Origin of the sequence: Pseudomonas mohnii, from assembly GCF_900105115.1 — a bacterium.
Classification (GTDB): domain Bacteria; phylum Pseudomonadota; class Gammaproteobacteria; order Pseudomonadales; family Pseudomonadaceae; genus Aquipseudomonas; species Aquipseudomonas mohnii.
This window is the reverse complement of record NZ_FNRV01000001.1, coordinates 5577078-5592640: the sequence shown is the minus strand read 5'-3', so window position 1 is coordinate 5592640 and position 15563 is coordinate 5577078. Positions and strand designations below refer to the sequence as shown.

12 protein-coding genes are annotated in these 15563 nt (G+C 60.6%); 9 read left to right on the top strand and 3 right to left on the bottom strand.

Annotated features, from left to right (window positions below):
• The first annotated feature begins 59 nt into the window (after positions 1-59).
• Positions 60-872 (top strand): exodeoxyribonuclease III, encoded by an 813-nt coding sequence (xthA, locus tag BLV61_RS26155; protein ID WP_090468388.1) that lies wholly within the window; start codon positions 60-62, stop codon positions 870-872.
• Between the two features lie 176 nt (positions 873-1048).
• A complete protein-coding gene (locus tag BLV61_RS26150) occupies positions 1049-2389 on the top strand; it encodes a substrate-binding domain-containing protein (protein ID WP_090468386.1) in 1341 nt (446 codons plus the stop codon).
• Positions 2390-2507: 118 nt separating this feature from the next.
• Here BLV61_RS26150 and BLV61_RS26145 read toward each other — a convergent pair whose 3' ends face one another.
• On the bottom strand, positions 2508-3737 hold the full coding sequence (locus BLV61_RS26145; protein ID WP_047527603.1) for an acyl-CoA dehydrogenase: 1230 nt from the start codon (positions 3735-3737) through the stop codon (positions 2508-2510).
• A 164-nt stretch (positions 3738-3901) separates the two neighbouring features.
• Here BLV61_RS26145 and BLV61_RS26140 point away from each other — a divergent pair, with 164 nt between their 5' ends.
• The 3 genes from BLV61_RS26140 (at position 3902) to BLV61_RS26130 (ending at position 6487) form a co-directional block, all read left to right on the top strand.
• The gene (locus BLV61_RS26140; RefSeq protein WP_047527602.1) at positions 3902-4831 is read left to right on the top strand and encodes a LysR family transcriptional regulator; all 930 of its coding nucleotides are present in this window, start codon (positions 3902-3904) and stop codon (positions 4829-4831) included.
• Between the two features lie 208 nt (positions 4832-5039).
• A complete protein-coding gene (locus BLV61_RS26135) occupies positions 5040-5441 on the top strand; it encodes a MerR family transcriptional regulator (protein ID WP_047527601.1) in 402 nt (133 codons plus the stop codon).
• A 146-nt stretch (positions 5442-5587) separates the two neighbouring features.
• Entirely contained in the window at positions 5588-6487 is a 900-nt protein-coding gene (locus BLV61_RS26130) for a hydroxymethylglutaryl-CoA lyase (protein ID WP_090468384.1), read from the top strand.
• A 704-nt stretch (positions 6488-7191) separates the two neighbouring features.
• Here the strand turns inward: BLV61_RS26130 and BLV61_RS26125 are convergent.
• Positions 7192-8889, bottom strand: coding sequence for an AMP-binding protein (locus BLV61_RS26125; RefSeq protein WP_047527596.1), 1698 nt, complete (start codon positions 8887-8889; stop codon positions 7192-7194).
• A 226-nt stretch (positions 8890-9115) separates the two neighbouring features.
• Here BLV61_RS26125 and BLV61_RS26120 point away from each other — a divergent pair, with 226 nt between their 5' ends.
• From BLV61_RS26120 to BLV61_RS26105, 4 genes are all read left to right on the top strand, one after another.
• A complete protein-coding gene (locus tag BLV61_RS26120) occupies positions 9116-10279 on the top strand; it encodes an isovaleryl-CoA dehydrogenase (protein WP_008031893.1) in 1164 nt (387 codons plus the stop codon).
• A gap of 12 nt (positions 10280-10291) precedes the next feature.
• Positions 10292-11899, top strand: coding sequence for a carboxyl transferase domain-containing protein (locus BLV61_RS26115; protein WP_090468383.1), 1608 nt, complete (start codon positions 10292-10294; stop codon positions 11897-11899).
• A gap of 131 nt (positions 11900-12030) precedes the next feature.
• Entirely contained in the window at positions 12031-12846 is an 816-nt protein-coding gene (locus BLV61_RS26110; protein ID WP_090468381.1) for a gamma-carboxygeranoyl-CoA hydratase, read from the top strand.
• A complete protein-coding gene (locus tag BLV61_RS26105; RefSeq protein ID WP_090468379.1) occupies positions 12846-14801 on the top strand; it encodes an acetyl/propionyl/methylcrotonyl-CoA carboxylase subunit alpha in 1956 nt (651 codons plus the stop codon). Before BLV61_RS26110 ends, BLV61_RS26105 begins: the two co-directional genes overlap by 1 nt.
• 39 nt (positions 14802-14840) lie before the next feature.
• Here the strand turns inward: BLV61_RS26105 and BLV61_RS26100 are convergent, their stop codons facing one another.
• Complete coding sequence (locus BLV61_RS26100; RefSeq protein ID WP_090468377.1) at positions 14841-15479, bottom strand: LexA family protein; 639 nt, start codon at positions 15477-15479, stop codon at positions 14841-14843.
• Between the last annotated feature and the right edge of the window lie 84 nt (positions 15480-15563).

Here is a 15563-nt window from a genome sequence, read left to right as displayed (position 1 = left end):
GACACTGGCCCGATGCCGACATGTCAGCTAGCATCGCCCTTTTGCCAGGACTGCCGACCATGAAGATCGTCTCTTTCAACATCAACGGGCTGCGTGCCCGTCCCCATCAGCTGGCGGCGCTGATCGACAAACACCAGCCCGACGTGATCGGGCTGCAGGAAACCAAGGTCCATGACGACCAGTTTCCGCTCGATGAAGTCAGAGCCCTGGGCTACCACGTGTATTTCCATGGACAAAAAGGTCACTACGGCGTCGCCCTGCTGTCGCGCAAAGAACCGCTCGCGCTGCACAAAGGCTTCGCCACCGATGATGAAGATGCCCAGCGGCGCTTTATCTGGGGCACGTTCGCCGACGCCAATGACGTGCCGGTGACCATCATGAACGGCTATTTCCCTCAAGGCGAAAGTCGCGACCACCCGACCAAATTCCCGGCCAAGGAACGCTTCTACAGCGATCTGCAGCAGTTGCTGGAAAGCCAGTTCCGTAACGACCAGCCGTTGGTGGTCATGGGCGATGTGAACATTTCCCCGGAAGACTGCGACATCGGGATCGGCCCGGACAACATGAAGCGTTGGCTGAAAACCGGTAAATGCAGCTTCCTGCCGGAAGAGCGCGAGTGGATGGCCCGCCTGAAAAACTGGGGCCTGGTGGACAGTTTCCGTCACCTGAACCCGCAGGTGACCGACATGTTCAGCTGGTTCGACTACCGCAGCCGCGGTTTTGAAGACGAGCCCAAGCGTGGACTGCGCATCGACCTGATCATGGCGTCCCATGGACTGTTGCCACGGATCAAGGATGCCGGCGTGGACTACGAACTGCGCGGCATGGAAAAACCCTCCGATCATGCGCCGATCTGGCTTGAATTGAGCTGAATACAATCTCCTGTGGGATCGCGCCTGCTCGCGATGGCGGACTGTCATCCAACTGAATATTGAATGCCAGGCCCTCATCGCGAGCAGGCTCGCTCTGACATTGGAAAACTGTCATCTCTCTGAAACCCTACTGACTTAATCTCCCGGCACCTCCTTTAGCCATTCAAGGTGCCGGCATGACGCTGCGCGGTTTATTCCTGTTGATGCTGTGCACCTGCTTGCCGCTGATGACCTCGGCCAACAGTTTGCCGGTGCCGGACCATGGCCCGGTGCTCAGCATCCAGGGCTCCAACACCATCGGAGCGGCACTCGGTCCGGCGCTGGTCGAAGGACTGTTGCGCGAACAGGGCTTGCTCAAGGTGCACAGCGAAGCGCCGGACAAGGCCAACGAACTGCGAATAGTCGGTGAAACCCCGCAAGGGCGCCGGGTCGAAGTCGAACTCGCGGCCCACGGCTCCAGCACCGGCTTCAGCGCACTGAAGGCCGGCAGGGCCGATCTGGCCGCTTCATCGCGCCCGATCAAGGACAGCGAGTTGGTTGACCTCCGATCCCTGGGTGATCTGAAAAGCGCGGCCGCCGAGCAGGTCATCGCCATCGACGGCCTGGCCATTATCCTTCACCCGCAAAACCCGCTGAACCAACTCGATACCGAGCAACTGGCACGCCTCTTCAGTGGCGAGGTCAAAACCTGGGAAGAACTCGGCGGCCGTGGCGGGGCCATTCATCTGTATGCGCGGGATGATCACTCCGGCACCTACGACACCTTCAAGGAACTGGTCCTCAGCCGTCGCGGGAAAACCCTGAGCGGTGCAGCGAAACGTTTCGAATCCAGCGAGCAATTGTCGGACGCGGTCAGCCTCGACCCACAAGGAATCGGCTTCATTGGCCTGCCGTACGTGCGCTCGGCCAAACCGGTGGCGATTGTCGACGGCCAATCCCAGGCCATGCTGCCGCTCAACAGCCTGATCGCCACGGAAGACTATCCCCTGTCCCGCCGCTTGTTCCTCTACCTGCCGCCCAACGGGAAAAATCCCTGGGCCGACGCGCTGGTAGCGTTCGCCCAAAGCAGCCAGGGCCAGGCGATTGTCGCGGCCAACGGGTTTATCGCCCAGACCGTGCAGGCCATGACCGTCACGCCCAACGCACTGATGCCCGAGGCCTACCAGGGACTCAGTCGCCACGCCCAGCGCCTGACCGTGAACTTTCGCTTCGAAGAAGGCAGCGCCAGCCTGGACAACAAGGCGCGACAGGACCTGTCACGGGTGCTCGACTATATAAAGCAGCGCGGCAAAACCGATCGGCAGGTCACACTGGTAGGGTTTGGCGATGCCAAGAGCGACCCGGCGCGCGCTGACCTGCTGTCAAAACTGCGGGCCATGGCGGTGCGGCGGGAACTGGTGAAAAGTGGCGTGGTGCTGCGCGACGTTCGCGGGTTTGGCGCCGAAATGCCTGTGGCGGCCAATAGCGCCGATGAGGGGCGGATCAAGAATCGGCGGGTTGAAGTTTGGGTGTATTGAATTTGATGTAGATGTATTGAATGGGCCGACGCCATCGCGGGCAAGCCCGCTCCCACAAAGATCACACTAAACCTGTGGGAGCCGGGCTTGCCCGCGATGAACGATGACTCGGTGCCTGTTATTGCCCGCTACGCATCATGTCTTTTGGCACGTACTTGCCGATTTCGAACTTGCCGATCGCCGCACGGTGCACTTCGTCCGGACCGTCGGCCAGGCGAAGGGTGCGCTGCATCGCATACATGTAGGCCAGCGGAAAATCGTTGGAGACCCCTGCCCCGCCGTGAATCTGGATCGCCCGGTCGATCACCCGCAACGCCACGTTCGGCGCCACCACCTTGATCTGTGCGATTTCGCTCTTCGCCACTTTGTTACCGACAGTGTCCATCATGTACGCCGCTTTCAACGTCAGCAGGCGTGCCATGTCGATTTCCATCCGCGAGTCGGCGATCTTGTCGATGTTGCCACCCAGTCGCGCCAGGGGTTTGCCGAACGCCGTGCGGTTCACCGAACGTTTGCACATCAATTCCAGGGCACGTTCGGCCATGCCGATCGAACGCATGCAGTGGTGAATCCGGCCCGGGCCGAGGCGACCCTGAGCGATTTCGAAGCCGCGTCCTTCACCCAGCAGGACGTTTTCGTACGGCACGCGCACGTTTTCGAACAGCACTTCGGCGTGACCGTGGGGTGCATCGTCGTAACCGAACACCGGCAGCGGACGCACGATCTTCACGCCGGGGGTATCCACCGGAACCAGAATCATCGAGTGCTGTGCATGGCGCGGTGCATCAGGGTTGCTCAGGCCCATGAAGATCAGGATTTTGCAGCGTGGATCGCAGGCCCCGGAGGTCCACCATTTCTTGCCATTGATCACCCACTCGTCGCCATCGCGCACGGCACGGGCGGCCATGTTGGTGGCGTCGGACGATGCGACGTCCGGTTCGGTCATGGCAAATGCCGAGCGGATTTCGCCGCGCAGTAGCGGCTCGAGCCAGCGTTGCTTCTGTTCTTCGTTGGCGTAGCGCACCAGCACTTCCATGTTGCCGGTGTCGGGCGCGGAGCAATTGAACGGTTCAGGCCCCAGCAGCGAGCGCCCCATGATTTCGGCCAGGGGCGCGTATTCGAGGTTGGTCAAGCCGGCACCGAGCTCTGACTCAGGCAGAAACAAATTCCACAGGCCCTCCGCCTTGGCCTTGAGTTTGAGTTCTTCCATGATCGCGGTCGGCTGCCAGCGGTCACCCTCGGCGACCTGGCGCTCGAACACGGTTTCAGCGGGATAGACGTAGGTGTCCATGAACGCTGTCACGCGCTCACGCAGTTCCTGAACCTTGGGCGAATAAGCGAAATCCATGAGCAAGATACCTTCTTGGGGGAGGTTGTTTAGATCATGCAATCGATGCTAGAACAGCTACGAAAATTTACCTAGCCTATTCTCGGCGTGTATTAACATTCATCACCGATATATGATCGACTGATCTTCAAGGCCAGCCGCCCACACAATAAGAGAGCCGCGTAATGAATCTGAGCAAGGTCGACCTCAACCTTTTCATCGTCTTCGACGCGATCTACACCGAAGCCAACCTGACCCGCGCCGGGCAGATTGTCGGGATCACCCAACCGGCGGTATCCAACGCACTGGCCCGCCTGCGCGAAACCTTCAACGACCCTTTGTTCGTGCGCACCGCCCAGGGCATGGTGCCGACGCCGATGGCCCAGAACATCATCGGCCCGGTACGCAACGCCCTTTCCCTGCTGCGGGTATCGGTGCAGGAAAGCCGCATTTTCAACCCGTTGCAGGCGGTCAAGACCTACCGCATCAGCATGACCGACCTGACTGAGGCGGTGATCCTGCCGCCGTTGTTCCAGCGCCTGCGCCGTCTCGCCCCCACGGTGATCATCGAGAGTTTCCTGTCCAAGCGCCGCGAGACCACCAAGGAACTGGCCGCCGGTCGCCTCGATTTTGCGGTGGATGCGCCGCTCAACACCGACCCGCAAGTGCGCCACGTCAAGTTGATGGAAGACCGCTATGTATGCGCCATGCGCAAGGGGCATCCGTTGGCGGGCAAGGAAAAATTCACCCTCGATGATTATCTGGGCCTGACCCACATCCATATTTCCAGCCGTCGCAGCGGTCTGGGGCATGTCGACCTGGCCCTCGGCAAGATGGGCATCCAGCGCAAGATCGCCCTGCGCTCACAGCATTACCTGATGGCATCGCAAGTGTTACAGCAGACCGACATGGTTATGACCGTTCCGGAGCGCTTCGCCCGTCGTAACGATCTGCACGCCTTCAGCTTGCCGGTCAACGATGTGCCGCCGGTGGAAACCCACCTGTACTGGCACGAAAGCACCGACCAGGATCCGGCCAACCGCTGGATGCGCGAGCAGATGATCGAGTTGTGCCAGCAGGTGACGGCGCATGAGAAGAAGCTCGAAAAGGTGTAGGAAGTTTACCCGCGTCATCGTTCATCACGGGCAAGCCACACTCCCACAGGTCAATTTGTCATGCACTTGATTGAGTACGCCGAAAAACTTTGTGGGAGCGAGAGCCTGCTCGCGATGGGGCCGGCAGAACAGCAGTCAACCCCTGTCCCCTTGACGTAAACGTCAACCTGCCATTAGCTTAGCGCCATGACCTTTTGCGAGCGCTTCCATGAGCAGCCAGACCTACAGCATTTCCGACCTCGCCCGCGAGCTCGACATCACCACCCGGGCGATTCGCTTCTATGAGGAGCAAGGCCTGCTCAGCCCCGAGCGGCGAGGTCAGGAACGCGTCTATTCGCCCCGCGACAAGGTCAGCCTGAAGCTGATCCTGCGAGGCAAGCGTATCGGCTTCTCCCTGGCCGAATGCCGCGAACTGATCGAGCTCTACGACCCTTCCAGCGGTAACACCAAGCAGTTGCACAGCATGCTGGCGAAAATCAGCGAGCGTCGGGAACAGCTGGAACAGCAACTGCTGGACATCGAGCAGATGAAACTCGAACTCGATACGGCGGAAGAACGCTGCGTCCAGGCGCTGGAGCAGACCCTCAAAAGCCAGGAAGTCATTCAATAAAACCCGCCCCCTTGTAGGAGCGAGCCTGCTCGCGATGGTCGTTAACGATAACGCGTGTTTGCTGGATAAACGCGGTGCCTGGGAGCCCATCGCGAGCAGGCTCGCTCCTACAGGGTTCTCCGAACAATCAGCACAGGTCGAACCCCATGTCCCTCCCTACCCATGTACGCCTTGTCGAAGTCGGCCCGCGCGACGGTCTGCAAAATGAAGCCCAACCCATCAGCGTTGCCGACAAGGTACAACTGGTCGACGCGCTGACGGCTGCCGGCCTGGGCTATATAGAAGTCGGCAGTTTCGTCTCGCCCAAATGGGTACCGCAGATGGCGGGCTCTGCGGATGTCTTCGCGCAGATCCAGCGTAAACCCGGGGTGACTTACGGCGCGCTCGCCCCCAACCTTCGAGGGTTTGAAGACGCCATCGCTTCCGGGGTCAAGGAAGTCGCGGTGTTTGCGGCGGCCTCCGAAGCGTTTTCCCAACGCAACATCAATTGCTCGATCAGCGAAAGCCTGGAACGTTTCGTGCCGATCATGGAGGCGGCCAGACAACACGGCGTGACCGTGCGTGGTTACGTGTCCTGTGTGCTGGGCTGCCCCTATGAAGGTAACGTCGCGCCGGAACAAGTCGCCCGGGTCGCGCAAGAGCTCTACGCCATGGGGTGCTACGAGGTATCCCTGGGCGACACCATCGGCACCGGCACCGCGGGCGCAACGCGCAAGATGTTCGACGTGGTTAGCGCCGTGGTGCCACGGGAAAAACTGGCCGGGCACTTCCACGACACCTACGGCCAGGCCATGGCCAACATTTACGCCAGCCTGCTGGAAGGAATCTCGGTATTCGACAGCTCCATCGCCGGCCTCGGCGGCTGCCCTTACGCCAAGGGCGCCAGCGGTAACGTCGCCACGGAAGATGTGGTGTACCTGCTCAATGGGCTGGGTATCGACACGGGAATCGACCTGGACGCCTTGATCCTCGCCGGCCAGCAAATCTGCACAGTGCTGGGGCGGCCCACCGGTTCGCGCGTGGCCAAGGCACGTAGCGCTCAGTGAGGGCGCGGTTGTGTCCGGGTGTTACCGCTGCGGCTGAGCGTGGGGCAAAAGCGAGTAACACGGAAACAAATTGTCGGGGTTTACCTGAGGGAAAAACCTTAAACTTTTATTAAGTCATTGATTTTAAAGGGTTTTTAAAAGTTGGCACGACACCTGCTATCTCTATGGCATAACAAGAATAAAAAAAGCGGCACAACCAATAAAAACAAGACGTAACGACTCTGACATAACAAAAACAACACGGCAGAGACGCAGCTAACAGATTTTTTTGGAGAAGATGTGCTTTTCAGGGTGCTTTCCGAAGTTACCCGCAACCGGGCAGAGAACAATAAAACTACCTTCAGGTAGCTCCCGAATCGGTTGGATCGCTCAGCGAGAAAGTAGATCAGCGCTCAAAAAAATACGTTTGCTCTTGATCCCGGATGGGGATCGACAAAAACAGCGGTAAAGGGTCACGGTCACCAAAAACAACAACAGACCGCCCCTCAATAATAAAAAAAGAGCACGCGCAACGAAAAATTAAAGGGGAGCTTCGGCTCCCCTTTGTGCTGTCTGGCATTTGTGTTTTTCACCACTCTCCTGTGCGAGCGAGCCTGCTCGCGAAGAACGTCAACGATAACGCGTGCAATCTGGATCAACGCGGTGCCTTTGAGTTCTTCGTCGGAACGCCGCCCGGAGCAGGCTCGCTCCTACAAAAGGCCTGGTCAGCCCTGCTTGCTACGCAACTCCTCGATGCTGACCTCGCGCATCCGGAATTTCTGGATCTTGCCGGTCACCGTCATCGGAAACTCCTCAACGAACTTGAAGTAACGCGGCGTCTTGAAGTGCGCGATGCGCTCCTTGCACCAGGCTTGCAGTTCCTGCTCGGTCGCGCTGTGACCGGGGTGGAATTTGATCCAGGCAACAATCTCCTCGCCATAGCGCGAGCAAGGAATCCCGATCACCTGCACGTCGGCCACGGCCGGGTGGGTGAAGAAGAACTCCTCCAGCTCCCGTGGGTAGATGTTCTCGCCGCCACGGATGATCATGTCCTTGTTGCGCCCGGCAATGCACACGTAACCCTCGTCATTCATGCTCGCCAGGTCCCCGGTATGCATCCAGCCCGCCTGGTCGATCGCTTCGGCGGTGCCTTCGGGGTTGTTCCAGTAGCCGAGCATCACGCTGTAACCGCGGGTGCACAGTTCGCCGATGGTGCCGCGCGGCACCAGGTTGCCCGCCTCATCAATGATTTTGCTTTCCAGCTGCGGCTGGGTACGGCCGACGGTGGTCACGCGCAACTCCAGGTCATCTGACGGCCCGGTCTGCAAGGACACCGGACTGGTTTCCGTCATGCCGTAGGCAATCTGCACTTCGCTCATGTGCATTTCGCTGATGACCCGCCGCATCACCTCAATCGGACAGGTCGCGCCCGCCATGATCCCGGTGCGCAGGGTCGACAGATCGAAATCGTTACGTTGAGGCTGATCGAGCATGGCGATGAACATGGTCGGCACGCCGTACAGCGCAGTGGCTTTCTCTTCGGCGACGGTGTTCAGGGTCAGCAGCGGATCGAAGGCGTCACTGGGGTAAATCATGGTGCTGCCGTGGGTGATACACCCCAGATTGCCCATCACCATGCCGAAGCAGTGGTACAACGGCACCGGAATGACCAGGCGATCGGCGGCGCTCAGACCAAGGCTTTCACCGACCATGTAACCGTTGTTGAGAATATTGTAGTGACTGAGGGTCGCGCCTTTGGGAAACCCGGTGGTACCGGAGGTGTACTGGATATTCACCGCCTGGTCAAAATGCAGGCTGTCCTGGCGCTCGTGCAATTGCTCGACCGACACACCGGCCGCCAGATCGCTCAGCTGCGACCAGGGCAGGAAACCGACGGGTGGCTGCGCATCAAGGCTGATGACGCCGCGCAACGCCGGCAAGCGATCACTCTGCAGCTTGCCAATGGATTGCTCCGCCAGTTCCGGCACCAGGCCTTGCAACATGGCGTGGTAATTGGAGGACTTGAACGCCCCGGCACAGACCAGCCATTGGCAGCCGGATTGCTTCAACACGTATTCCAGTTCGGAACTGCGGTAGGCAGGGTTGATGTTGACCAGGATCACGCCGATTTTCGCACTGGCGATCTGACTGATGCACCACTGAGCGCAATTCGGAGCCCAAATCCCCAGGCGGTCCCCGGTCTGCAAGCCCAGCGCCAGCAGGGCTCTGGCGTGCAGGTCCGCCGCATCCGCCAATTGCCGCCAGGTGTAGCGCAGCTGCTGATGGCGCACGACCAACGCCTCACCGTCCGGGTACTGCGCGGCGGTGTTGTCGAACGCCTGGCCGATGGTCATCGCCAGCAAGGCTTTGTCCTGGGAACCGCGGGTGTAGCTGCGCTGCGGATGTGCACTGGGTTGATCCATGACGACCCCTATTATCTTTATTGTTGGTGCGCGGCATGTGTGGCGAGGGAGCAAGCTCCCTCGCCACAGAGTGCGACGCTAGTCTGTAAGAACAGCTCTACTCTCGCTCAAGTTGACGTTAACGTAAAGGGCGATTGACAGCCATTCGTCACAGGCTTACGTTAACGTAAAGGTGAGAGCTGAATCACTGCCCTCCCCACCCAACAAAAAAGCCAAAAGGTGACCCATGAGCTATCCATCCCTGAACTTCGCCCTCGGTGAAACCATCGACATGCTGCGCGATCAGGTTCAGTCCTTCGTCGCCAAAGAGATCGCCCCGCGCGCCGCTCAGATCGACATCGACAACCTGTTCCCCGCCGACCTGTGGCGCAAGTTCGGCGACATGGGCCTGCTGGGCATCACGGTGCCGGAAGAGTACGGCGGCGCTGGCCTGGGTTACCTGGCCCACGTGGTGGCCATGGAAGAAATCAGTCGTGGTTCGGCTTCGGTTGCGCTGTCCTACGGCGCGCATTCCAACCTCTGCGTCAATCAGATCAACCGCAATGGCAACCACGAGCAGAAATCCAAATACCTGCCGAAACTGATCAGCGGCGAGCACATCGGTGCCCTGGCGATGAGCGAACCGAACGCTGGCTCCGACGTGGTATCGATGAAGCTGCGCGCCGACAAGCGCGGCGATCACTACGTGCTCAACGGCAGCAAGACCTGGATCACCAACGGTCCGGACGCCAACACCTATGTGATTTACGCCAAGACCGACCTGGAAAAAGGCCCCCACGGCATCACCGCCTTCATTGTCGAGCGCGACTGGAAAGGCTTCAGCCGCAGCAACAAATTCGACAAGCTCGGCATGCGCGGTTCGAACACCTGCGAACTGTTTTTCGATGACGTCGAAGTCCCGGAAGAAAACATCCTCGGCGTGCTCAATGGCGGCGTGAAAGTGCTGATGAGTGGCCTCGACTATGAGCGCGTCGTGCTTTCGGGTGGCCCGACCGGGATCATGCAGGCCTGCATGGACCTGATCGTGCCGTACATCCACGACCGCAAGCAGTTCGGCCAAAGCATCGGCGAATTCCAGCTGATCCAGGGCAAAGTCGCCGACATGTACACCCAACTCAATGCCAGCCGCGCCTACCTGTACGCCGTGGCCCAGGCCTGCGAGCGCGGCGAAACCACGCGCAAGGACGCGGCGGGCGTGATCCTCTACAGCGCCGAACGCGCCACGCAAATGGCCCTCGACGCGATCCAGATTCTCGGCGGTAACGGCTACATCAACGAATTCCCGGCCGGTCGTCTGTTGCGTGACGCCAAGCTGTACGAAATCGGCGCCGGCACCAGTGAGATCCGTCGCATGCTCATCGGCCGCGAACTGTTCAACGAAACCCGCTAAACGGAGCTGTCCATGGCTATCCTGCATACCCAGCTCAACCCCCGTTCGGCGGAGTTCGCCGCCAACAGCGCGGCGATGCTCAAACAGGTCGACGCCCTGCACACCCTGCTCGCCCAAGTGGCGCAAGGTGGCGGCCCGAAAGCGCAAGAACGCCACATCTCGCGGGGCAAGCTGCTGCCCCGTGAGCGCATCAATCGCCTGCTCGATCCAGGCTCGCCGTTTCTCGAAATCAGCCAATTGGCCGCCTACGAGGTCTATGGCGAAGACGTTCCCGCCGCTGGCGTGATTGCCGGGATCGGCCGTGTGGAAGGCGTCGAATGCATGATCGTCGCCAACGATGCCACGGTGAAAGGTGGCTCGTACTACCCGCTGACCGTGAAAAAGCACCTGCGCGCCCAGACCATCGCCCAGCAAAACCGCTTGCCGTGCATCTACCTGGTGGACTCCGGCGGCGCCAACCTGCCGCGCCAGGATGAAGTGTTTCCGGATCGCGAGCACTTCGGGCGGATCTTCTTCAACCAGGCCAACATGAGCGCCATGGGCATTCCGCAGATTGCCGTGGTCATGGGTTCCTGCACCGCTGGCGGCGCCTATGTGCCGGCGATGGCCGACGAAGCGATCATGGTCCGCGAGCAAGCGACGATCTTCCTCGCCGGCCCACCGCTGGTGAAAGCCGCGACCGGTGAAGTGGTCAGCGCCGAAGACCTCGGCGGGGCGGATGTGCACTGCAAGATCTCGGGCGTGGCCGACCATTACGCCGAAAGCGATGAACACGCCCTCGCCATAGCGCGCCGCAGTGTGGCCAACCTCAACTGGCGCAAACACGGCGAAGTTCAACAACGCACACCGATCGCCCCGCTCTACAGCAGCGACGAGTTGTACGGCGTGGTCTCGGCCGATGCCAAGCAACCGTTCGACGTGCGCGAAGTGATTGCCCGGTTGGTGGACGGCTCGGTGTTCGACGAATTCAAGGCGCTGTTCGGGACGACGCTGGTGTGCGGCTTTGCTTACCTGCACGGTTATCCGATCGCGATCCTCGCCAACAACGGGATCCTCTTCGCCGAAGCCGCGCAGAAAGGTGCGCACTTCATCGAGCTGGCGTGCCAGCGCGGCATCCCGTTGTTGTTCCTGCAAAACATCACTGGCTTCATGGTCGGTCAGAAATACGAGGCCGGCGGTATCGCCAAGCACGGCGCAAAACTGGTGACCGCCGTGGCGTGCGCCAAAGTGCCGAAATTCACGGTGATCATCGGCGGCAGCTTCGGTGCCGGTAACTATGGGATGTGCGGTCGCGCTTATGACCCACGTTTCCTGTGGATGTGGCCGAATGCGCGCATCGGCGTGATGGGTGCCGAGCAGGCGGCTGGCGTGTTGGTGCAGGTCAAGCGCGAGCAAGCCGAGCGCAGTGGCCAGGGTTTCAGTGCCGAGCAGGAAGCCGAGATCAAGCAACCGATCCTCGACCAATACGAAGAACAGGGCCACCCCTACTATTCCAGCGCCCGCTTGTGGGACGACGGTGTCATCGACCCGGCACAGACTCGCGATGTTTTGGGCCTGGCCTTGTCCGCGTCGTTGAACGCGCCAATCGAACCGAGCCGCTTCGGCGTGTTCCGGATGTGATCTTTTTGTAGGAGCGAGCCTGCTCGCGATGGACGTTAACGATAACGCGTGTGTTCTGGATAAACGCGCCGCCCTTCAGTCCATCGCGAGCAAGGCTCGCTCCTACAAAGTGCCGTGGAGAACGGAAGAATATGAGCGACTTCAACACCCTCCAATTGCTGACCGACCCTCGGGGTTTCGCCACCCTGTGGCTCAGCCGCGAAGAGAAGAACAACGCGTTCAACGCCGAGATGATCCGCGAATTGATCCTCGCGCTGGACAAGGTATCGAACGACGCCAGCCTGCGTTTTCTGCTGGTGCGTGGCCGCGGCAAGCATTTCAGCGCCGGTGCCGACCTGGCCTGGATGCAACAATCGGCCGAACTCGATTACCACACCAACCTCGACGACGCCCGGGAACTGGCAGAGTTGATGTACAACCTCGCCAAGTTGAAAGTCCCGACCCTGGCGGTGGTGCAAGGCGCGGCCTTTGGTGGCGCACTGGGCCTGATCAGTTGCTGCGACATGGCCATCGGTGCCGATGACGCGCAATTCTGCCTGTCAGAAGTCCGCATCGGCCTGGCACCGGCGGTGATCAGCCCGTTCGTGGTGCAAGCCATCGGCGAACGGGCCACCCGACGTTATGCCTTGACCGCTGAACGCTTCGGCGGGCAACGGGCGCGGGAACTCGGTTTGTTGTCGGAGAGCTATCCGCTGATCGATCTGGAGCAAAAGGTCGAACAGTGGATCGACAACCTGTTGCTCAACAGCCCCGCCGCCATGCGTGCCAGCAAGGACCTGCTGCGTGAAGTCGGCGATGGCTCGCTGAACCCGGCGTTGCGCCGCTACACCGAGAACGCCATTGCCCGCATCCGCGTCAGCCCTGAAGGCCAGGAAGGCCTGCGCGCCTTTCTGCAAAAACGTCCGCCGAGCTGGCAGTCCGAAACCACCACCAAGGAGCCCCGTTGATGAGCGCACCTGTTATCACCTCTGTGCTGGTGGCCAATCGTGGCGAAATCGCCTGTCGGGTCATGCGCACCGCCAAGGCCCTGGGCCTGACCACCGTGGCCGTGCACAGCGCCACTGACCGTGACGCCCGCCACAGCCGCGAAGCCGATATTCGCGTCGACCTCGGTGGCAGCAAAGCCGCCGACAGCTACCTGCAAATCGACAAACTGATCGCCGCCGCGAAGGCCAGCGGCGCCCAGGCCATCCACCCCGGTTACGGCTTTCTGTCGGAGAACGCAGGGTTCGCCCGCGCGATCGAAGCGGCCGGCCTGATTTTCCTCGGCCCGCCCGCGTCGGCCATCGACGCCATGGGCAGCAAGTCCGCCGCCAAAGCCTTGATGGAAACCGCAGGCGTGCCGCTGGTGCCCGGTTATCACGGCGAAGCTCAAGACTTCGAGACCTTCCGGGCGGCCTGTGAACGCATCGGTTACCCGGTGCTGCTCAAAGCCACGGCCGGTGGTGGCGGCAAGGGCATGAAAGTGGTCGAGGACGTCAGCCAACTGGCCGAAGCCCTAGCCTCGGCCCAGCGTGAAGCGCAATCGTCGTTCGGCGATTCGCGGATGCTGGTGGAGAAATACCTGCTCAAACCGCGCCACGTGGAAATCCAGGTGTTCGCCGATCAACACGGCAACTGCCTGTACCTCAACGAACGTGACTGCTCGATTCAGCGTCGGCACCAGAAAGTCGTGGAAGAAGCGCCGGCGCCAGGCCTGAGCCCGGAACTGCGGCGTGCCATGGGGGAAGCGGCCGTGCGTTCGGCCCAGGCCATTGGTTATGTCGGCGCCGGCACCGTGGAGTTTCTGCTGGATGCGCGCGGCGAGTTCTTCTTCATGGAGATGAACACGCGCCTGCAAGTCGAACACCCGGTCACCGAAGCCATCACCGGCCTCGACCTGGTGGCATGGCAGATTCGTGTCGCACGGGGTGAAGCACTGCCCATGACCCAGGATCAGGTTCCGCTGATCGGCCACGCCATTGAAGTGCGGCTGTACGCCGAAGACCCGGGCAATGATTTCCTGCCGGCGACCGGGCGTCTGGAGTTGTATCGTGAGTCGGCCGAGGGTCCGGGGCGTCGTGTCGACAGCGGCGTTGAGGAAGGCGATGAGGTTTCACCTTTCTACGACCCGATGCTCGGCAAGTTGATTGCCTGGGGCGAGGACCGTGAACAGGCACGCTTGCGCCTGCTGAGCATGCTCGATGAATTTGCCATTGGCGGGCTCAAGACCAACATCAACTTCCTGCGTCGAATCATTGCCCATCCGGCGTTTGCCGCGGCGGAACTGGATACCGGGTTCATTCCTCGTTACCAGGAGCAACTATTGCCGGCGCCGGCGGCGCTTAGCGACGGCTTCTGGCAAGCCGCCGCCCAGGCATTTGCCCAGAGCCAGTCTCGTTCACCGCGCGTCGATGACCCGAGTTCGCCTTGGGCCGACAGCAACGGTTTCCGCGCCGGATTGCCATCGGAAATCACCCTGCACTTGAGTTGTGAAGGCCAGGACCGCGCGCTGACGCTGCGCAACATCAACGCCCAGAGCGCGCGGCTCAAGGGTGAGCAATTGCTGACCGAGCACGACGGCGTGCGTCGTCAGCATCGGGCCATCCGCCAGGGTGAGCTGGTCTATCTGCAATGGGATGGCGAGTTGCGCCGCATCGAAGCCTATGACCCGATCAGCGCCGTCGAAGCCAGTCACAGCCACCAGGGTGGGCTGACCGCCCCCATGAACGGCAGCATCGTGCGCGTACTGGTAGAGGCCGGGCAAACGGTCGAAGCCGGGGCGCAACTGGTGGTGCTCGAAGCGATGAAGATGGAGCACAGCATCCGTGCGCCACACGCCGGGGTGATCAAGGCGCTGTATTGCCAGGAAGGCGAGATGGTCAGCGAAGGCAGTGCGCTGGTCGAACTGGAAGAAGCGTGAAATGAAGATCGGTCCCGCGCCTGGCGAGGACCGATCCGGTCAGAACTTGGCTGTCGCCTGAACCACCACGCCGATGATTCGGCAGTCGTCGGTGTAGAGGGCTTTGGGATACGTCGGATTGAGCGGGACCAGGTAACGCTGCCCGCCCTCTTCGATCAGCTTGCGAAAGATCGCCTCGGTGCTCTCGGGCCATTGCGCGATCACCAGTTTGCCGGGCTCCGCAGCCACGTCCGGGTCCACCAGAATCAACATGCCTTCGCCAATGCTCAGGCCACTGGGGGCGGTCATCGCGTCGCCGGTCACCGTCAGCCAGAATGCCGAGCCTTGGGCGTGGTAGTCCGACAACTCGAAACGGTACTGCGCCCGTTCTCCGTCGCGAACTTCAGCGGTTACCTTCCAGTCACTGACCGGGTAACGAAAGTACGGATTGTACTTTTGCGTCAGGGAGACTTCGTCGTCCTTCGCGTCCGTGGTTTCGCGAATCACCAGCGCCACTTCCAGAAAGTCCATGCCGAGCGCCTTCAACACTCGATTCATATTCTCGACACCCGGCTCGCGACGTTTATTCAGCCAATGGCCAATGCCGCCCTGGGACATCCCGAGGCGCTCGGCGAGTATTTCCTGAGTGATTTTGAGTTCACTCATCTTGGCCTTGACCAATTCGATCCATTTATCCATGGGCGGCACGATACTGGGGCAACTCCGGCCATCAAAACACAAATTGTAGTATTAAACCCATGGTCACAAATACAAATCGTACTA